16 protein-coding genes and 3 pseudogenes are annotated in these 19672 nt (G+C 61.8%); 6 read left to right on the top strand and 13 right to left on the bottom strand.

Annotated elements, in window-relative coordinates; genetic code table 11:
* Positions 1-77: 77 nt before the first annotated feature.
* From IGS68_RS28690 to IGS68_RS28660, 7 genes are all read right to left on the bottom strand, one after another.
* Complete coding sequence (locus tag IGS68_RS28690) at positions 78-1145, bottom strand: ketopantoate reductase family protein (RefSeq protein WP_201082540.1); 1068 nt, start codon at positions 1143-1145, stop codon at positions 78-80.
* Between the two features lie 593 nt (positions 1146-1738).
* Positions 1739-2374, bottom strand: a complete 636-nt coding sequence (locus tag IGS68_RS28685; RefSeq protein WP_201082539.1) for a hypothetical protein — start codon at positions 2372-2374, stop codon at positions 1739-1741.
* Between the two features lie 10 nt (positions 2375-2384).
* A complete protein-coding gene (locus tag IGS68_RS28680; RefSeq protein WP_201082538.1) occupies positions 2385-4538 on the bottom strand; it encodes a xanthine dehydrogenase family protein molybdopterin-binding subunit in 2154 nt (717 codons plus the stop codon).
* A gap of 3 nt (positions 4539-4541) precedes the next feature.
* A complete protein-coding gene (locus IGS68_RS28675; RefSeq protein ID WP_201082537.1) occupies positions 4542-5000 on the bottom strand; it encodes a (2Fe-2S)-binding protein in 459 nt (152 codons plus the stop codon).
* Positions 5001-5557: 557 nt separating this feature from the next.
* Complete coding sequence (locus IGS68_RS28670) at positions 5558-6109, bottom strand: OsmC family protein (protein ID WP_201082535.1); 552 nt, start codon at positions 6107-6109, stop codon at positions 5558-5560.
* 434 nt (positions 6110-6543) lie between these two features.
* Positions 6544-7257, bottom strand: a complete 714-nt coding sequence (locus IGS68_RS28665; RefSeq protein ID WP_201082533.1) for an IS6 family transposase — start codon at positions 7255-7257, stop codon at positions 6544-6546.
* 443 nt (positions 7258-7700) lie between these two features.
* The gene (locus IGS68_RS28660) at positions 7701-8573 is read right to left on the bottom strand and encodes a LysR family transcriptional regulator (RefSeq protein WP_201082819.1); all 873 of its coding nucleotides are present in this window, start codon (positions 8571-8573) and stop codon (positions 7701-7703) included.
* 103 nt (positions 8574-8676) lie between these two features.
* Here IGS68_RS28660 and IGS68_RS28655 point away from each other — a divergent pair.
* The 3 genes and pseudogenes from IGS68_RS28655 to IGS68_RS28645 all read left to right on the top strand — a co-directional run.
* Positions 8677-9276: pseudogene (locus IGS68_RS28655) on the top strand (alpha/beta fold hydrolase); the annotation flags it as partial.
* 26 nt (positions 9277-9302) lie between these two features.
* Positions 9303-9767 carry a MaoC family dehydratase gene (locus tag IGS68_RS28650; RefSeq protein WP_371821931.1) on the top strand — a complete coding sequence of 155 codons (465 nt, stop codon included), beginning with the start codon at positions 9303-9305 and terminating at the stop codon, positions 9765-9767.
* Between the two features lie 105 nt (positions 9768-9872).
* On the top strand, positions 9873-10586 hold the full coding sequence (locus IGS68_RS28645; protein WP_201082533.1) for an IS6 family transposase: 714 nt from the start codon (positions 9873-9875) through the stop codon (positions 10584-10586).
* Positions 10587-10648: 62 nt separating this feature from the next.
* Here the strand turns inward: IGS68_RS28645 and istA are convergent.
* The 4 genes and pseudogenes from istA to IGS68_RS28625 all read right to left on the bottom strand — a co-directional run.
* Positions 10649-11554 (bottom strand): annotated as a pseudogene (gene istA / locus IGS68_RS28640) (IS21 family transposase); the annotation flags it as partial.
* A 182-nt stretch (positions 11555-11736) separates the two neighbouring features.
* A pseudogene (locus IGS68_RS28635) lies at positions 11737-11886 on the bottom strand (IS6 family transposase); the annotation flags it as partial.
* 111 nt (positions 11887-11997) lie between these two features.
* On the bottom strand, positions 11998-13119 hold the full coding sequence (locus IGS68_RS28630; RefSeq protein ID WP_201082529.1) for an alkene reductase: 1122 nt from the start codon (positions 13117-13119) through the stop codon (positions 11998-12000).
* 286 nt (positions 13120-13405) lie between these two features.
* Positions 13406-13642, bottom strand: coding sequence for a transposase domain-containing protein (locus IGS68_RS28625; protein WP_201082527.1), 237 nt, complete (start codon positions 13640-13642; stop codon positions 13406-13408).
* A 241-nt stretch (positions 13643-13883) separates the two neighbouring features.
* On the opposite strand from IGS68_RS28625, the gene IGS68_RS28620 reads away from it, so the two are divergent.
* The 3 genes from IGS68_RS28620 to IGS68_RS28610 all read left to right on the top strand — a co-directional run bounded on the left by IGS68_RS28620 (position 13884) and on the right by IGS68_RS28610 (position 16502).
* Positions 13884-14747, top strand: coding sequence for an IS5 family transposase (locus tag IGS68_RS28620; protein WP_201082525.1), 864 nt, complete (start codon positions 13884-13886; stop codon positions 14745-14747).
* 32 nt (positions 14748-14779) lie between these two features.
* Positions 14780-15565, top strand: coding sequence for a hypothetical protein (locus IGS68_RS28615; RefSeq protein WP_201082523.1), 786 nt, complete (start codon positions 14780-14782; stop codon positions 15563-15565).
* Between the two features lie 463 nt (positions 15566-16028).
* A complete protein-coding gene (locus IGS68_RS28610; RefSeq protein ID WP_201082522.1) occupies positions 16029-16502 on the top strand; it encodes an RNase A-like domain-containing protein in 474 nt (157 codons plus the stop codon).
* Between the two features lie 79 nt (positions 16503-16581).
* On the opposite strand, the gene IGS68_RS28605 is transcribed toward IGS68_RS28610, so the two are convergent.
* Together IGS68_RS28605 and IGS68_RS28600 are read right to left on the bottom strand one after the other, a co-directional pair.
* Positions 16582-18426 (bottom strand): type VI secretion system Vgr family protein, encoded by a 1845-nt coding sequence (locus IGS68_RS28605; RefSeq protein ID WP_201082521.1) that lies wholly within the window; start codon positions 18424-18426, stop codon positions 16582-16584.
* A 170-nt stretch (positions 18427-18596) separates the two neighbouring features.
* Positions 18597-19520, bottom strand: a complete 924-nt coding sequence (locus IGS68_RS28600; RefSeq protein WP_247881475.1) for a LysR family transcriptional regulator — start codon at positions 19518-19520, stop codon at positions 18597-18599.
* Positions 19521-19672: the final 152 nt, after the last annotated feature.

Raw genomic sequence — 19672 nt, 5'->3', positions numbered from 1 at the left:
CGAGATCGCCGGCGCTTGGCTGGCCGCCTAATCACGGGCCTGGGCCGCGCCCAGGCCATCATACCGCCCCACCGCGGTCAGACGCCGATCAAGTTGACAGTGCCCAAACAGTCTATTGATCTTGGCTCCGTCAGCTTGGGGTTGTGAATGTCGGAAACATGCTGTCGAGCGCTTTTAAAATGTGCAATCTTGCCAATCGCCTCAGTCACGGGCATGGCAATACTTCGTGCACGCGCCAGCTCAATTACTGCATCGCAGATGGCAGCGAGTTCGAGCTGATGGCCCTGCTCAAGATCTTGCAGCATCGACGTTTTGACGTTGCCCATCGTCTTACCTAACTCGAGTATGGACTCCGGACTGACATCCAACCTCGCGCCGTAGGCCTCGATCAGTGGAAGGATCTCCACGAGCATTTGTCGACTCACATCTGCAAGGAATGGATTACAAAAATTCTCCCGCAAGGTTGCTCCCGTAATAGCCGTTAAAGGGTTCGAGATCAGGTTTCTTACAATCTTGGTCCACACGGCATCCCTAATGCGAGGTGCTACGTGCACCGCGATGCCGGCATTCTCGAGTATGGCGACAAGTTCACCCAGTCTGGGTGAAGGACGATCATTAAGTTCGCCCAAGGTCATCTGGAGAGGGTTAAAAGTCTTCGCGGTGCCTCGATCCACCCTCTCAACAGTCATCACGGTTGTTGTGCCGATAATTTGTCGCGAAGGAATCGTTGTCTTTAGGATGTTGTCGGGATCAACAGAACGTATTTGGTTGCCATTCCAAACACCGTTCTCCCCGTCAAAATACCACCAGGGCAGTCCGTTGATCACGGGAACGACGAGTGTGTCAGAAGTGATCAAATGCCGAACCGACAGCGAAAGCTGCGGCAGGTCCTGCGATTTTGAACAAAGGAAGAGGATATCAGCAGCGGAGAAGCCGGATGCCAGATCTACCTCCGGGTGGAGATGATGGTGCCCTTCGAGGTCGATGAGCTGAAGTCCATTCTGGCGGATGAATCGAACGCTTTCTTCTCGAGCAACTAGCCTGACCCTAAACCCGCCAATCATCAGCCGGGCTGTGAGAGTAAGCCCAATTGCTCCCGCACCTGCCACGTAGATACCTGGATCAATGATCTTTCTCTGCATCATCACCTTCTACCTTCTTTATATTTGAAGTACACAGAAGTTTTACACGGCCTTCGGTCGAAAATGTTACAGTAGTGCGTGATAAAGTACCCTAAAGCTGTATCCGTTGGTGGCTTCGGCAGTTGTCGGAGTGGCTACAGCGGATTGCGTTAAATCTGGATCGCTTTGGAGCCTGATGTCGCCCGGTTATGTGACAGCATCGGCATGGGTGCTTCGGATTTAGCGCACGGCATTGTAGGTCTCTCCACCGCCGATTTAGATAAAGTGGAGGGATCGGCTGGTGCTATCACCGCTCCGGGCCCTCATTGGTCAAAATGTGAGGCAGACATTTTCTCAAATGTCGTTCGTCTGATCCGGCACCGACGATTGCCGAAGTACTCGATCTTATGCGGCCATCCACGGCAGCCCCTTGATGTCAGCACTGCCGTCTTGAGCGGGCTTAAATAGTTGAGGCACCTGTCAACGCGACGAGACAAGGTGGATAAGCATACTATCTGTCCTCAACAATTCTCTACACCTTGTTCGAGCATTACGTCATTATGATAATTTGCGGAAGTCCCTATGCTCATCTCCGTGGCGAGCGCCGACCACCTTAGCTAGGGCGGGCATACTGCTCCCGTTTCTACCCAGGATTTGATAAGCTTTCCAAATTCTTCCTGTGTGCCAGGTACCGGCCCGCGTCCGGCGCCAGGATTCCACCCCCAGCCCACAAGTTCGTCATGTGCCATGTGTTCGACGAGTTCGTCCATCGTCATGTTGCCGTTGCTGTCGGGGTCCTTCATCTGCTGACAGATTTGGCCAAGGCTCTTGCCTTCCCAAGCCATTTCGATCGGGGCAAGATGCCAGACGGGATGGCCCGGGATGCTTTTGATCGTCTCGGCCTGGCCCACGACGGATATATTTACCGCGCTGTGGCACGTTGTGCATTGCATGCCCGGAAGGCCCATGCCCCCATCACCGCGGAAGACAGGCGGCTGGTGGGGTTGCATGTTGGCACCTTGTAGCGGCCGGTCCGTGGCAGGATGACAATTGACGCAACGCGGGTGCTGGATGACCTTGCCGGCCTCCTGGAAGAGCGCCAAGGAACGTTCCTCCTCGTTGTCTATTGACTTGAAAGAGGCAGCAGGTCTGAGCGATTGTTCCTCCTGGGCATGCGACCATGGGACCAGGGACATGCCAGCGACTACGAGAAGACAGGTTAGGAAGGCGAGTAGCCAGATTTTCGAGTTCATCAGGTTGTCCTCAGGCCGAGGCAATGTTGACGATCGGAAGCTGTCGAACGGGTGTTCCGGTCAGGCTCCGCCAAGCATTGGCCACCGCTGGACCGATAGGAGGGACACCCGGCTCGCCAACCCCGGTCGGACGCTCGGACGACTTAATGATCTCCACGGCAACCTCCGGCATCTCATTGATGCGGATCGACCGGTAGTCGTGGAAGTTCGACTGGACGATCTTGCCGCCCGTTCCCAACGTCACCGCATCAAAGAGTACGGCTCCGAGGCCGTAACCAATGCCGCCCTCCATCTGGGCCTTTATGACGTTCGGATTGATCGCCAGGCCGCAGTCTACGGCGCACCACACCTTATGGACGCGCGGTATGCCCTCTGGATCGACGGAAACTTCAACAACTTGCGCGACATAGCTGTGGAAGCTTTCCACCACCGCGACACCGCGCGCTCTTCCTTCCGGCACGGCACTACCCCAGTCGGCGACTTCTGCGGCCTTTCGCAACACCCCCGCGTGTCTCGGTTTCTCCGCAAGAAGCGCCAGGCGACCTTCCACCGGATCCCGGCCAATCTTTTCTAAAAGCTCGTCGACAAAGGTTTCGACGGCAAAGCCCGTGTGAGTATGGCCAACGGACCGCCACCAAAGAGGCGGGACGACAAGTTCGATGTTGTGCAACGTCACCTTCAGGTTCGGAATGGCATATGGCAGGTTTGACGCGCCCTCCACCGAGGTATCATCGAGATCGACCTTGCCCATGATTGATTGGCCGACGATGATCTGCTCCCAGGCGGTGATCTTTCCCTCCTGGTTGATCGCCCCGCGCATCTTGTGAGCGTACATCGGGCGGTAGAAACCGCCGCGAATATCATCCTCCCGTGTCCACATGTGTTTCAGCGGACGGGAACCACCACTTGCCGCATAAACGGCGGCGGCTTCCTGCATGTATGGGGAGCCGAACTGAGCCTTGCGCCCGAAGCTGCCGCCGGTCATCTGGGTGTTGAGGCGTACCTGCGATTGCTGCATCCCCAGGATCCCTGCCGCGACCTGCTGGTCCATTGCTGGGAATTGGGAACCCGTATAAATGTCGAGCGAACCGTCCGACGCCTTTACGAACACCGCATCCAGCGGCTCCATCGGCGCATGGGCGAGGAAGGGAAAGATAATCTCCGCTTCGATGGTCTGTACGCCGGGCGCGCGGAATGCTTCATCGACATTGCCGTTGTCGGTCGCCACGATACCTGTTTCACTGGAACGCCTCACATATTCGGTCGCAAGCTCCTCTGAGGATCGCGTCTCGGCTTTGGAAAGGTCCCATTCGATACGTAGCGCATCGCGGCCCTTCAGCGCCGCGAAGGTATTGTTGGCATAGACGGCAATGCCGGAAGGCACCTGTTTGACATCGACGACGCCTTGCACCTTGCGGGTCTCTCTGTCGTCGAAGCTCTTGACGGTCGCCCCGAAGTGCTCGGGATGAGCAACCACTGCTAACATCACGTTGTCCGGCGTCACATCCAGCGCAAAGATAGCCGTTCCATCGATCTTGCTCTGGGTATCGAGCTTCGGCAGATCGGTTCCGATCAGGACAAAATCCTCGGGGGCCTTGAGCCTCGGCTCGGCGGGCGGTTGCTGCCGTGCGGCCTTTTCGGCAAAGGCACCAAATCCGCTTTCCTTACCGATCGCGGGGTGTCGCATGCGACCCTTTTTGACTGTGATCTCCGAGGCCGACACCTGCCATTCCTCGGCCGCCGCCGCAATCAACATCGCGCGTGCGGTGGCGCCAGCCAAACGGATCTGATCAAAGGAATTGGCGATCGAGGTGGATCCCCCGGTGCCTTGTATGCCGTATGCTAAGTTAGCATAGAGATCGTTGTCGGCGGGAGAGTGGACCGCCCGCATCTGACTCCAGTCGGCATCCATCTCTTCTGCCACGAGCGTCGCGAGCCCCGTGAACGGGCCCTGGCCCATCTCAAGATGCTTCGACAAGATGGTGACGGTATCGTCGGTTCCGATCTTCACGAAGGTATTCATGGGCACGAGTTCCGGGCCGCCGCCGGCCGAAACCCCGGTCTGAGCGGCTTTGAGCAGCTTGGGTACCATGGCAATGGCAATAACCAGCCCTGATCCGGCGATAAAGCCGCGGCGTGTGATGCCCACGTCCTGAATAGCCATCGCTCAACCCTCCATCGAATTAGCGGCCGAGTGAATGGCCGCACGGATGCGATGATAGGTGGCGCATCGACAGATATTTCCTGTCATTGCGCTGTCGATGTCGTTGTCGGTGGGCTTGGGAACCATCTGCAGCAAGGCGACTGCTGACATGATCTGCCCGGACTGGCAATAGCCGCATTGGGGAACGTCAATGGCCGCCCATGCGGTTTTAATCCCTTCGGCCTCCTGACCCGTGATGCCTTCAATGGTTACCACCTCCGAACCGCCGATCATGGAAACCGGTGTGACGCAAGATCGACGCGGCGTGCCGTCGAGATGGACGGTGCAGGCTCCGCATTGCGCGATGCCGCAGCCGTACTTGGTGCCCGTCAGTTTCTCGAAATCCCGGATGACCCATAGAAGCGGCGTGTCGGGATCTCCGTCGAATGTTCGCTCTGTTCCATTGAGAGTAAAAGTCACCATGTCTATGCTCCACCAAATGGGCCGCCTGACCGGCGCACTGCCCGGTCATCAGGTTTTTGAGAGTGTATGAGACCGGCCGAGCCGACTAAGCATCCGCTCTCGCCTAAGCCCCCAAATTCGCGATTGCTCACCTCCCTGACGCTCGGTAACGCATTGACGCCATTGGGTTTAGGCGACGATGCGCTTAAGGGGTGTCAAAGTAACGATTTGCTCTGCTCTTTGGCGGAACGGCTGAGCAAGTAAAACGATTGCTTGTGGCGAAACCCGCCGCGAGCCGTTACTTCATTACGGAGCACGGTTGCAGAACCCGAAAATGGTGCAATATCAGCAGCTCACCGGCCAGAACTAGGGGGTGAGCAGTTACCCAAATTCGGCGTGAAGAATTCGTTCATCTTGTAGGTGTCATGCGTTATTGACGGAAATTCTATGATCGAGAATACGTCCAAACTAGCGAGGGCAAGTACAGGTATCGCCGCTTCTTGTTCAAACACCAGCTTGGACTGGCCCTCGCTACCGTATTCCTCCACCAGGGCTCAATCATTCCTAGCCTTAGCAGGCTAGAGAATGTCGAGGCGCCCGTTCATGGAAATCGGGTGAGCCATGTTGAAGTAGTTGGGCGAGGTCCGCATAACGGCCTCATGAATTGTGGCAAATTGTTGAGCTGTACCATCGCCAGCTATCCGGACTGTATAGTCAAGGCTCTGGTAGCCCGCAGGAACATCGTCGCTAAGTCCTAGAAATCCACGCAGGTCGAGCGTCCCTTGCATTTCGATCTCCAGGGCCGAAAGGCTAACACCCATTAGCGCGGCATTTGCGACGTAGCCTACGGTCATGCAAGCATTGACGGCCGCCATCAAGAGCTCTTGCGGATTGGGTGCCGAATTTCCGCCGAGCAGTTCGAGCGGCTCATCGGACTTGATCTCGAACCGGCGCTCGATGACTTGACCGCCCAGCTCATACCCGGTGACGGTCGACCGGCTGCGGGTTCCTCCGTCCCAGAGGGTGCGGACATGGAATCGTGCCGCACCTTTTGCGGGATCGGATGCGATGACTGCAGCTGTATCGCGAAGGGCCAAGACGTCGAGGCCATTAGGAGGATCATTTGCCATGGTTGCCTCATCTGAATTGCTATGGACAAAAACATAGCTATTCACGGTATTCGGTTCTATATGCCCATTGCGTTATATAAAGTAACGAACTTCGTGAGGTGCTGAACCGCGCCGGGTTTACCGGAGGCCCCGTTTCTTGAGAGACTGGGGTCATCATGACGAAACAGGCATCACCCAAGTACGCTCCTGAAGTCCGCGAACGCGCGGTACCCGTTCACCTGGCATTGTCACGGCAAAAGAACCAGCACGCAGAGATCTTAAGTTTCAGGTGACGGTTAGGCCGTAGCGGCCGCAGCGTTCCAATCGGTCCTGGCCTGCGCCCGGAAGGAGCGCAGGGTGCGGCGGGAAACCAAATGGCGTTGGAGGGCATCGTCAAGTTGTTGGGCGGGAGCCGAGAGCTGGGCGAGCTTGACGGCACATAAAGCAAGGTCGGGCTATGCAGCCGGCTCGATGCCGCAGACGTCGTGCCACGCCTGGAAGGCACGGTCGCGATCGGCGCGGTAGTCGGTTGCAGACGTCAGATGGCGGGGCGGGAGAAAGAGGTTGTTGATCTGATCGTGGGCGGACAGAAAGCGCTGAGCCTGTCGAGCCGACTTGAACCGCTTCATCTGGCGTTCGCGTCGCCTTGTTGGCTGGTGAGAGTTTTCCGCCCGGTTGTTGAGGCCCTTATGCTGGCGGTGCTCGACGCCCGGCATGATCTCCTTCTTGGCCGCGCCGTAGGAGCCCAGTTTATCCCTGATCATGACCCGAGGAGTTCGGCATTGCCGCTTCAGCAGCTTGCGGAGCAGCCGCTTGGCCGCCTTCTTGTCGCGTCGGCGCTGAACCAGAACGTCCAGCACGACGCCGTGCTGATCCACGGCGCGCCAGAGATAGTGCGTCTTGCCGGCGATCTTGAGAACGACCTCATCCATATGCCACTTATCACCGGGCCGGGGCAGCCGCCGGCGGATGATGTTGGCGAACTCCTGGCCAAACTTGAGGGCCCACTGCCGGATCGTCTCGTGGCTGACCTCGATGCCCCGGAAAGCCAGCATCTCCCCGACCATCCGAAGGCTGAGCGGAAAGCGATAGTACAGCCAGACCGTGTAGCTGATCAGTTCCGGAGGGAAGCGGTGGCCGGCATAGAGGGACTTGGTCGAGGTCGTCATGCTGGCCTCATAACCAACCCGTGCTGCTCCGGCAACCCAGCCCGCCGGCAACTTGACAATGTCGTCTGACCTTTCCCGCGGCACGCGTCGCCCCCTGGACTGGACCAAAGGGGACAGTCATACCGCGCCTGTGAGGTCAGACGCCCAACTCGCCTTTCACGGGTGCTGTCCGGGTTGAAAACGGGTGGCCGAAATCATGAAAACGGCTGTCCGGTTTCGATGAACATCGGTGTCCGGTTTCCATGAACACAACTGGCCGAAATCGATGAAAATATGCACCATACGTGACCTGCGCTACTCAGGCAACCCGACCCGCCGCCAACTTGACGGTGCCGACCTGACTCCCGGACGCCAGCTCGGTCACCATTTTCGCACCAATGTCACGCCGATACACACTGCACGCCGGGCTTAAGCGGCCTGCACCGCGACCCTCTACGGGCGCCTCAGACCAAGCTTCTCTGGAACCTGTTCAGGAAAATCCGGAGCTTGGGAAGGACCTGCCGCCGCGACGGGAACACGGCCCAGATCGCAAGGTCCCGCGGCGACGCGCCGTCGATCGGCACGGAAACAAGCTTCCCTTTCGCGACCTCGTCCTGGGCGTCCCAGGCGGAGAGTTGCGCCAAGCCGAGCCCCTCGACGCAGGCCGACAAGAAGCCGTCGACGCTGCTCGAGGAGAACCGGCCGCTCACCCGAACCGACCGGTCCTTGCCGTCGACCACGAACTGCCAGTGGGTGAAGTTCGTCCACGTCAGGCACTCATGATGTTCAAGATCGTCGATCGTGCGCGGCGCGGCGTGGCGCTCCAGGTAGGCCGGAGCCGCGTAGATCAGCTTGGGATTGTCGACGAGCCGACGCGCGATCAGCCCGGAATCCTTGAGCGGTGCGATCCGGATCGCGAGGTCGACGCCGGAGGCGACGATGTCGACCATGGCGTCATTCAGGTCGAGCTCGATCCTGAGGCGCGGGTTCTCCTCGAGCAGTCCGGGGATGATCGGCAGGATCCTCTTGCGGCCGAGGGTCACGGGCGCCGTGACCCTCAGCAGTCCCGTCGCGCCGCCCTCCTCCGGGCTGAGCGCGGCCCGCGCAGCTTCCTGGGTGTTGACGAGCTCGGCGGCGAAAGGCAGGAAGGCCTCGCCTTCCGGCGTGAGCGCCAGACGCCGGGACGTGCGATGGATAAGGCGGACGCCAAGCTCCTCCTCCAGGGCCACTAACCGTCGGGTCGTGGACATCGGCGTCAGCTTAAGGTGCTTTGCCGCCGCGGAAAGACTGCCCTTCCGCACCGCCGTCAGGAAAACCTCAAGTCCTTCGGAGTCCATCGTCACCCCACGAAAATCGTTATCTAGCCTAACATTCTGAACGGCTACAAACAAATACCGTTATCTTTTACCTTCCACCGAAGATACGAGCAAGGAGCCTGACATGACCGCAAAGGTTCGAGAGATCGCACTTGGCGCCGCAGCGGCGCTTTTCATCGCCAGCGCCGCCGACGCGCAGCCGGCCGACGGACGACAGAACGTCACTAGCGTCGTCCTGGTCCACGGCGCCTTCGCCAACGGCTCAGGGTGGCGCACCGTCTATGACGACCTCATGGCGCGCGGCTATCGCATCGCAATCGCCCAAAATCCGCTGACGTCGCTCAAGGACGACGTCGATGCGACCCGAAGGGTCATCGATCGCCAGCCGGGCCGCGTCATCCTCGTGAGACACAGCTGGGGCAGAACGATCATCACCGAGGCCGGGATCCATCCTAAGGTCGCGGGTCTCGTCTACGTCTCGGCCCTCGCGCCCGCGGTCGGGGAGACCACGGCCCAGCAGTACGAAGGCTTCCTCGCCGCCACCGAGTTTGTGATCGACACACAGAGCGACGGCTTCGTGAGCCTGGAGAAGTTCAAGGCGGGCTTCGTGGCCGATGCGACCGATCGCGACACCGCCTTCCTGCGGGACTCGCAGGTTCCCATCAACAAGTCGGTGTTCGCCACGCCTCTGACGAATGCAGCCTGGCGCACGAAGCCGAGTTGGGATGCACCCGGCGCGAGGACCTGACCGTGAGGGCGCTCTACCTGGAGGACCTGACGGTAGGGGATGTCTGGGAAGGCGGTCCCGTCACCGTGACCGAAGCGGATATCGTGAGATTCGCAGAGAAGTTCGATCCGCAGCCCATGCACCTCGACCCGTCGGCGGCCCAAGGGCGGTTCGGCGGCGTCATCGCAAGTGGCTGGCATGTTGCCGCCCTGGTCATGCGCGACTTCGTGGACCAGAAGCCGTTCGGTGACACGCCTCTGTTGGGGCTGAGCGTTGATCAACTGTATTGGCTGCAGCCTGTACGGCCCGGCGACATCCTCAGCATCCGACGGGAGATTGTCGCAGTCGCTCGGTCACGTTCGAAACCCGATCGCGGGACGGTCCAGATGAGGATGACCGTCACCAATCAACGTGACGAGGTCGCCATGTCCTTCCTGAACCTCATCCAGGTTCCGGCCGCGCCACCTCCTAGCCGGGAAAATTCATGAGGGCTGGGGGGTGTAGCGAGATCCGTTGAGTGGCCGTAGGATGACATTGTCAAGTTGCCGGCGGGCTGGGTTGCCGGAGCAGCACGGGTTGGTTATGAGGCCAGCATGACGACCTCGACCAAGTCCCTCTATGCCGGCCACCGCTTCCCTCCGGAACTGATCAGCTACACGGTCTGGCTGTACTATCGCTTTCCGCTCAGCCTTCGGATGGTCGGGGAGATGCTGGCTTTCCGGGGCATCGAGGTCAGCCACGAGACGATCCGGCAGTGGGCCCTCAAGTTTGGCCAGGAGTTCGCCAACATCATCCGCCGGCGGCTGCCCCGGCCCGGTGATAAGTGGCATATGGATGAGGTCGTTCTCAAGATCGCCGGCAAGACGCACTATCTCTGGCGCGCCGTGGATCAGCACGGCGTCGTGCTGGACGTTCTGGTTCAGCGCCGACGCGACAAGAAGGCGGCCAAGCGGCTGCTCCGCAAGCTGCTGAAGCGGCAATGCCGAACTCCTCGGGTCATGATCAGGGATAAACTGGGCTCCTACGGCGCGGCCAAGAAGGAGATCATGCCGGGCGTCGAGCACCGCCAGCATAAGGGCCTCAACAACCGGGCGGAAAACTCTCACCAGCCAACAAGGCGACGCGAACGCCAGATGAAGCGGTTCAAGTCGGCTCGACAGGCTCAGCGCTTTCTGTCCGCCCACGATCAGATCAACAACCTCTTTCTCCCGCCCCGCCATCTGACGTCTGCAACCGACTACCGCGCCGATCGCGACCGTGCCTTCCAGGCGTGGCACGACGTCTGCGGCATCGAGCCGGCTGCATAGCCCGACCTTGCTTTATGTGCCGTCAAGCTCGCCCAGCTCTCGGCTCCCGCCCAACAACTTGACGATGCCCGCTCCACCTCGATCGCCTTGGCCCGGCGGGCGTTCTGCTGGCCGACCACCTCGTCTATGAAGCGGCGGTAGTCCGGCAGGTCGGGGAAGTCCCGGCTGCCGCGGAGCAGCAGCGCATCGTCGATGGCGCGCTTGAGATGGCCGTGCGGGCTCTCGATGGAGCCGTTCTCGTGGGCGAGGCCGCGGTTGTTGCGGCTCGGGACCATGCCGTAATGGCGGCACAGGTCCTCATAGCGGCGGGTCAGGTCCTCGGCGGCATCCCGGTCCAGGTTGCGGAACGCCGCCGACAGGCTGTCGCTGCGATGGTCCGCCGGCGCCCCGCCGAGCGACCAGAGCGCGTTCTGCAGCCCTTCGGCCAGGGCGACGAAGCTCTCGCCGCCCAGGATGACATGGGCGTGCTGTCAGCCGGAATAGGCCAGGCGGAAGTGGAAGAGACGGTGATCGAGCGGCTGCCCGGCAACGGACACGGCGGCGTCGCCCATGTCCGTGAAGTCCGACAAGCCCATCTTGCCCGGCTCATGGTGCTGCCGGAAGATGACGTCCTGGTCCGGACCGTTGACGGCTCGCCAGGCCCGGATCCGGCGCTCCAGCGTTCGGCGGACCTTCTCGCTCAGGTCCGGATGCCGCCGGCGCATCTCGGCGAACACGGCGATCGAGCGCAGGCCCGGAGCGGCTTTGAGCATCGGCACCACCTCGCTGTCCCAGATCCCGGCCAGCGGATCCGGACGGCGCCGGCCCCGCGGTGAGATCTTCTGCGAGGGTGGTCGGGGGTCCTGCTCGATGCGGTAGGCGGTTGACGTGCTGAACCCGGCCTTGGCCGCAGCGACGGCGGGAGTGTTGGTTTGTCGGTTTTTCATGTAAAGGCTCACTTGGCGGTCGGTGATGTGTGTGCCCGGCAAGATCGCGGTTCCTCATTGGCGTGAAGATCCTCGATCCTGGCCGCATTCACCGCTTCCGTCAGCGACGTCCTTTTCCAGGAAAGGATGTCGGTGTCGCGGTCGTGACTACGGTCGGGCTACGCCCGCCCTCCGTCACGACCGCGACATTCCATTCCGACCCTGATTGACGCTATTCCTATCCTGATTGTCGGGCCATAGGAGACATCCAGTCCGCGCTCCGCCAGCAGCTCCTCAATGTCCCGGTAGCTCAGCGTGAACCGGAGATAAAGCCACACGGCATGCTGGATGACGACCGGCGGAAATTGGTGGCGGGCATACGAGATCGGTTGCATCCAGGCAGATTATCGTCGCCGCTTTCGGAGCGCCACTGTTGCCGTGACATTGCCCCCCCACCGCGGTCAGACGCCGATCAAGTTGACAGTGCCCCTGGCTGACCCGATCGATCAGGCAGCCGTGGCGGCATTGAGGAACGGATAATCGGTGTATCCTTCGGCTCCACCGCCGTAGAAAGTCGCCCGATTGTGCTTGTTCAGCAGAGCGCCCTTCCGGACTCGCTCTGGCAAATCGGGATTGGAAATAAACGAGCGGCCAAAAGCGATGGCATCGGAATTGCCGGAGGCTACGGCCGCTGCCGCAGTTTCTGGAACAAAGCCGCCGGCAGAGATGATCGGACCGCCGAAGGCCTTCTTGAACAGCGAAGCGACGTCGGGCGCGTCCATGTCAAGCGGCTTTTCGTCGTTGGTGAAATCCGAGCGCGGCTCGATCAGGTGGAGATAGGCAATTTTGCGCTTGCCGAGCTCCCTGATCACATATTCCCACAGCGCTAGGCCAGCCGAGTCCTTCATTTCCAGAATGCCGCTCCATGGCGACAATCGAACACCAACACGATCTGCACCGATCGCGGCTGCGACAGCGTCGACCACTTCGAGAAGCAGGCGAGCACGATTTTCGATCGAGCCGCCATATTCGTCGGTGCGCTGGTTGCTGCCATTGTGCAGGAACTGGTCCAGCAGATAGCCATTCGCGCTGTGGATCTCGACACCATCGAAGCCAGCCCTGCGCGAGTTGCAGGCAGCCTGGACGAAATCGCCGATGATCGCAGCAATCTCGTCGGTCTGAAGCGCACGCGGCGTCTCAAATGGGGCAACATTGCCCTGTGCATCCATGTGATCGCCCGAAACTGCAATCGCAGACGGCGCGACCGGCAGTGCGCCTCCCGGCTGCATCGTCGAATGTGAGATGCGGCCGACGTGCCAGATCTGATTGAAGAAAAAGCCGCCTTTTGCGTGAACGGCATCTGTCGCGAGGCGCCAACCGGCAATCTGATCGTCCGAATAGATACCCGGTACCCAAGGATAGCCATGTGCCTGAGGCGTGATGTCGGTCGCTTCGCTGATCTGGAGCCCGCCGTCGCTGGCGCGCTGTCCATAATACTCCGCGTTGAGTTCATGTGGAACGTCGCCCGGCTGCTTGGAGCGCATGCGGGTAAGCGGGGCCATCACCACACGGTGCTTAAGGGGAAGCGCCCCAAGCCGGAGCGGTGTAAAGAGGCTTGCCTTTGCCATTTGAACCTCCTGGTTTCGTCATGGACAAGATGTAGCCCGCAGCTTCTTATGTTACTACACACTTCAAACGCGCAGATTGATATCGAATATCGTTAAGATGATCTCGACAGCCGATTGATCGGGGCCTTCCTTAACGGCGCGATGAAGACGCAGCCAACCAAACCGCTGAACGTGTGCATCGTAAACCAGCGACGAAGGCACCTACTCGAGCGCTGTCACGCGGGTAGATTCCTGATGATGGCAGGGAGAGGATCCGCGGATGGGTAGAGACCTCGGCGCGGCCGGATCAGGCGGCAGCGATGTGAGGGGCGATGGTCATGCGGCCTGGATCGGCGGGATTGCCGGCGTCGGGCGGTCGCCAGTTGAACGGCAGCAGGGTGTCGAGCGCCTGGATTGTGGTGCGGCCGATCCGTCCAATGACGTCGGTCAGGTAGGCTTCCGGGTTGATACCGTTCAACCGGCAGGCTTCCACCAGGCTGTAGATCACGGCGGCGACCTTGCCGGCGGCATCCGAGCCGATCACGTTACTTTGTTGCAGCGAGGTAGTTTCAGTCGCAGGGACCCCTTTCACCGCGTCCGGATTACGCGACGCGGACGGAGTCCGGGCGCCCGAGGTCAAGCATGCGGTTGAGAACCTGTTCGCAGACGGGGCATCCTGGGCCGTGCGGAGCGGGATGCTACTTTGAGATGAGTAAGGGCTGACGTGTAGGCAGCTGGCGGGCTATGTCCGGGGCCGTCCTTAACAGTCGCCGAGCCAGCAGCATATGGGTACCGCCGTCAGACCCGCCAAGACTTCTCCGGCCTCCTGGGACGCCATTGCCGACGTCGATGCCTTCGTGGACGAGGTTCTGATGGAACTTGCGGCGATGGAAGCGGACGGCACGAAGCCGACACGTTCCGGACCGAAGCCGGCGCTGGCTGGAGCGGCACTGCGCAAGGCGATCATGACGATCTGGTGTCTCTGCTTCTGCGGCATGCAGTGGCGCGCCATCGGGCAGCTGTGCGACATCCCGTTCAACACGCTGTTCACCCTGTTCGCCCGCTGGACCCGGCTCGGCCTGTGGCGCCGCCTGCTCGACCGGCTGCGCCGGACCTGGCGGCTGGCTTGCGGTGATGCCGCGGAGCCGACGGCTGTCGTGATCGACAGCAGATCCTGCCGCTCAGCGCCGAGCTGCTTCAAGCGCGGCTTCGATGGCGGCAAGAGGATCAACGGCGTCAAGGTTCACCTGGGCGTCGATAAGTACGGCATCCCGCTGGCGATCGACGTCTCGCCAGCCAACGTGCATGATACGAAGGGTATCGTCCCGGTGCTCCGTGAACTCTCCGGCAAAGGCTTCCGGGGATCGGCGCTGGGCGACCTCGGCTACCGGGGCAAGCGTCTGGCCAAATCGGGGAAGAAACTCGGCATTACCGTCGAACCCATCGCCCGTGGCCGCGACGGAAAATTCCTTCCAACTGGAATCTGCTGGGTGGTGGAGCGCTCCTTCTCCTGGATTGCCAATTATCGGCGGTTGAACACGATCTTTGAGCGGACCAAGGAGCACCTCGTCGCCTTCATCGAAATCGCCTTCATTTCCATCCTGTCCAGGCGCATCAAGCGCCTCGTCGCTGAGGAAGCCCCTGCCTGACTTCTACAAACAGCTTCCTAGACCAGTACCCGGTGGAGGCGGCCATCTTCGGCGAGATGGCGCCGCTGTTCACCCAGGCCTGGCTGGCCGCGACCCTGCGCCGCGCCCTGGGGCAATCCATGCCCGACATGGTCAACTTCGACGGCGACGCGCTGATCTTCTCCGAGACGCGGTTCCCGATCCCGGACCCCGCCCGGTCCGGGGAGATCGAGCGCTGCCTCGACGGCCTACCGGACCTCGTCCGAGCGGAGGCGGGGCAGCCGACCTGGACGTGGCTGGCCGGCGCGACCGGTGCCGTGTCGGCCATTTCGCCCGGTGCGTTGATGATCAAGAGCTATGACGAGAGCGGTGCCCGGATTCTTGGCTCGGTCCGGCTGGATGGGACCGCCCTGGTGCTGCAGACCAACTCGGCCGAGCGGGCCGAGCGGGGCCGGAGCTTGCTGGCCGGCGCGCTGGGCTCGCTGGTGGGCGCTCCGCTGACGGCGCTGCAGACGCCCGAACAGGTCATGGCGGAGAAGGCGGCCCGGGGCGACGATCAGTCCCCGCCGGAGCCGCCTCTGCCGCCGGAGGAGATGGCCGTCCTGCTGCACGAGGTGGAGGACCGCCACTACCGCGAAATCCTGTCCCAGCCGATCCCGATGCTCGACGGCAAGAGCCCGAGGCAGGCGGCCCGGTCCAAGGCGGGGCGACGCAAGGTGGCGGAGTGGCTGAAGTCCCTGGAGAACGGTACCGCGCACCGCAGCCGGGCCCAGGGTCACCCGGCCTATGATTTCGGCTGGATGTGGGAAGCGCTCAAGGTCACCGACCTGCGCCAATGAGGGCGGTACCCGGGCTGCAAAGGGTGCGTCGCCCCGGATCGTGGACAGTCAGGGGCAGGGAAGCGGAACCGTGGTCAGCGCCGCGTCGTGCGACGCGGGGCAATCGCTTGACAAGCGGAAGCGGACCACGCTCTGGTTCCGCCGACCGGAACTGCAGGGCCGACACGATCGAGAGTATGGTCGTCATGTCAAGGCCCTTCGACTCGGTAACCGGCGGCGGATGCTGCATGGGGCCGGACACCGTCACGATTACGTCTGCAATACTGTTGCCGAAAGCTGAAATCATCCGGTAGCCGGCTTCCCCGATCCTGTCCGCAAGTAACGGAGCAGGAGAGGAAAGCATGATCCGCCGGTCCCCGCGTCGCATCCGACTTGATGCCGTCGGCGGCGCTTTTCCTCGAAATGCCTGCGGTTACGAGCTTGAAGTCCCGATGACCGCGATCGCGAAAAGAGGAAAACCGGAATGCCGCAATCAACCACGTTCAAGAACAAGGATGCCAAGCGGGTACTCGACAAGTCGGAAGGTGTTCCGTCGCAACGTGGAGCGCCGATGCATTCGCGCGACCGGCATGCCGACAAGAGCGATGCCGAACTGATCGCCCGCTTCAACAATAATTTCCGGGTCGGAACGAAGTTTTCGACCTTCAAGTCGTCCGGCGACCAGAATGAGGCACTATCCGCTTACTTCAAGACGTCGAACGGCAAGCGCGATCTCGAGCGGATCAAATCCTCGAAGAAGAAGGAGCGGATCAACCTGGCCAACGTATCCGTCGGCTCGTCGTCGATCACCGTCAGGATCGCGGAAGGCACGATGGGAGTTCAAGGCGCTTACGCGGAATGCCGGAACGGCAAGCTCCGGTCGCTGACCGCCATCGTCGAGACGGATGGCAAGGGCGGCTACAAGATCGTGACCTGCTACCCGGTCGACGCTTACTAGCCGGTCATGAAGGCGGCATGGATCCTCATGCCGCCTTCACGGCGGATCCCGGCGCACGTAACCGGCGCCGGCGCCGTTCTCAGGTCCGGTCGCGCTCGGCCTCGGCGGCATCCAGCTGGGCGTCCGTCCGCGCCTTCGCGACCAGAGGGACCTGGGCTGCTTCGAACGCCGCCGCGATCGGCGGGGGCAGGGGCAGCGGCACGGGTTTCGTGAAGATCATCCCCTTGGACATCAGCTTGATCGTCAGACCCTCCAGGGTGATTCCGTCCGGCCCCAGCACGAGGCTTTGAAGCCCGGCCGGGCCGGTCACGCGCAAGGCGATTCCCTGCGGCGTTACCTCGATCCTGCTGCCGATCGCGCCGCCCGGAACCATGGCCCCTTCCAGGACGGTGCGGGACTTCGACGTGATCGTAGCGCTTCCGCCGGCCTCCACCGCGTACAGGTTGGTCACGTCGACCACGTGGTTGCGCTGCGCCTTGAGGTAGACATGCTCCGATCCGCGAAGATCCTCGAACCTCAGTTCGTTGCCGGCGCCGAGTCCGTCAGGCGACGTCCGGGTCTTGAAGACGGAGCGGGTCGCATCCCGCGGCAGGTTGGCGGCGGGCATGTTGGTCTGGTTATGGACCGCACCGATCACCAGCGGACGGTCCGGGCAGCCGCCTTCGAAGGCGACGACGACTTCCTGCCCGATGCGCGGCGTCACCAGTCCTCCCCATCCTTGTCCCGCCAGGCTCTGGACGACCCGGACCCAGCAGGAGCTGTTGCCGTCCTTCTTGCCGTAGCGGTCCCAGTGGAACTGCACCTTGATGCGGCCGAAACGGTCGGTCGTGATCTCCTCGCCGGGATGACCGACGACGAGTGCCGTCTGCGGTCCGGCGACCACCGGCGCGGGGGTCCGCAGGGGCGGCCGGTAGGGGGTGGTCGCCGCCAGGGCTTCGACCCGGCCCCGGTACAGGAACCAGCGATCCTGGTCGCCGTCCTCGCGGGTTCCGCCCTCTCCCTGGATTTCGAAGGTCGTGCCGATTACCAGGTAGCTTTTCCTGTTCTGGCGGGTGCCGGCGCCCTCGGTCACGTCGAAGGGATTGCCAGCCTTGAAGACATAGCCGGGCTTGAGCGGCCGAAGATTTCCCGAAACCATGACGCGGGATTGCCGGCAGGCGATTTCCTCGGCACGAATCCTTGCGAGCACCTGTCCCTCGGCCAGCGAACGGTAGGTGCCCGGATGATGGTAGGTCTCGCGCTTGCCCGGTGCGGTCCCGGCGATCGGGCAGATCCGCTTGAGGTCGGCGTTCGGCTTCTCGAAGTCGTAGTCGTTCAGCATCACCTGGCTGGGGACCAGGGCCGCCTCCTCCTGCCATTCCCAGATGATGTCGTCGCGGATGCCCGGGTTCTTCAGGTTCAGATGGGTTTCGATCTCTTCCGGATCGCATGGCTTGTGCGCCGACGTGTCGTTGACCAGGACGAGTTCGTGCCGGTCGGCGGAATGGTCGAAGTAGTAATAGATGCCTTCGCGTTCCAGCAGCCGGCTGACGAAGGCAAGGTCCGACTCCTCATGCTGGACACAATATTCCAGCGGCGGCAGGCCGCTCGGCTTGGTGCGGTCGATGAAGGTCGCCTGCGGATGGTCGGCGAAGATGGTCCTGACGATGTCCAGCGTCGGCTTGTTCTGGAATATGCGCGAGTTTCGCCGCTGATCGAGCAGCCACAGCCATGGGCGGATTTCCAGCAGATAGTTCGTACGCCGGGTATCGTCTATGCCCACGTAGCAGCATCGCGTGATGAGACCGTTATAGTATCGCGTCTTTCCTCCCGACAGCTTCAGGGCCGTCGTGGCGGACTGCCCGATCAGGGGAGACATATCCCTGATCGGTTCGCTGCTGATAACCTTGGCTTCGAACAGGAATGGTTCACCGATCCGTTCCACGCCCCTCATCCACCTGAGCTTGATTTTCCTTGCGTCGAGCGCCGGCGAGGACAATTCCGCGTAGCGGTTATCGGTCAGAAGATCGCCTGATGCGGCCGGATAGGGCATGGCGTTATGCTCCCGTTTCAAAATGAGGATCGGTACGGTCAATGGTCTCCGGGGGGCGGCTTTCACGCGGCTCCGGCGAGGGGGTGTGCGCCGGCCTTCCCCGCCGACGGGCCGGCTGCCGGGGCCAGGGAGGCCGCCAGCTCGCCGCGCAGCCACGCGCAGTTCGGATCGCGATGAAGACGCTCGTGCCACACCAGCGACAGCTCGTAGGCCGGCAGGGGGGCCGGGGGTGCCGTGATGGCCAGCGGCAGCATTCGCGCGATGCGGGTCGCGGTCCGGCGCGGTATGGTCAGGACCATGTCGGTTTCGGCGACCAGCATCGCCGCCGCCATCGTGTTCTGGACCACGACCGGACTAGGGTCGGGGACTTCCAGCATCGCGACGGCATCGTAGACAAGGCCGGGCTCCTCCAGGGCCGGCGGGGCGATCGCGACATGGCGGAGGCCGGACAAGCTTTGCGCCTCCGCCGTCCCGCCCTGGAGTGCCGGGTGACCCGCGCGCAGCAGGCAGACGAACCGATCAGTCAGGATGGTGCGGCGGTAGAAGCCGAAGGGAGTGGTCCTGAGCTGACCGACGGCCAGATCGACGCCCCCGCTTTCAAGGGCGCGCAGCGTCCGGGTGCCGAGAGGGGCGGTGACGACGGTGACGCCCGGAGCGGCTTCCCGCAAGCGGGGGAGCAGCCGTGGCAACAGATCCAGCGCCTGATGATCCGGCAGGTCGATGTTCACCGTGGCTTCCCACGATCCCGGCGCCGTTTCCCGCGATGCCAGGAGAGTGCGCAGCATGTTCAAGGCTTCGGGCAGTTCGGCCGCCAGTTGCTCGGAGCGCGCGGTCGGCACGAGGCCGGAGGACGATCGCACCAGCAACTCGTCATCGAACAGGCCTCGCAGCCGGCCCAGGGCGCGACTCATCGCCGGCTGGCTCAGACCGACCCTGTCGGCCGCGTGCGTTACGTTGCGCTCCGCCAGCAGCGCCTCGAGTGCCACCAACAGATTGAGATCGACACCCGCGAGATTGACCCGCCTGTGCGGTGATGGATGCCGTCCGCTATCCTGCCGGGGAGGGGAGCCAACCGACAGCAGACGGGGTCGTTCGACGCTACTTCCGAAACCGGTTTGCATGATCGTGAGTCACCTTA

Origin of the sequence: Skermanella sp. TT6, from assembly GCF_016653635.2 — a bacterium.
In the GTDB taxonomy this organism is placed as follows: Bacteria; Pseudomonadota; Alphaproteobacteria; order Azospirillales; family Azospirillaceae; genus Skermanella; species Skermanella cutis.
This window is presented reverse-complemented; position numbering and strand designations above follow the sequence as displayed.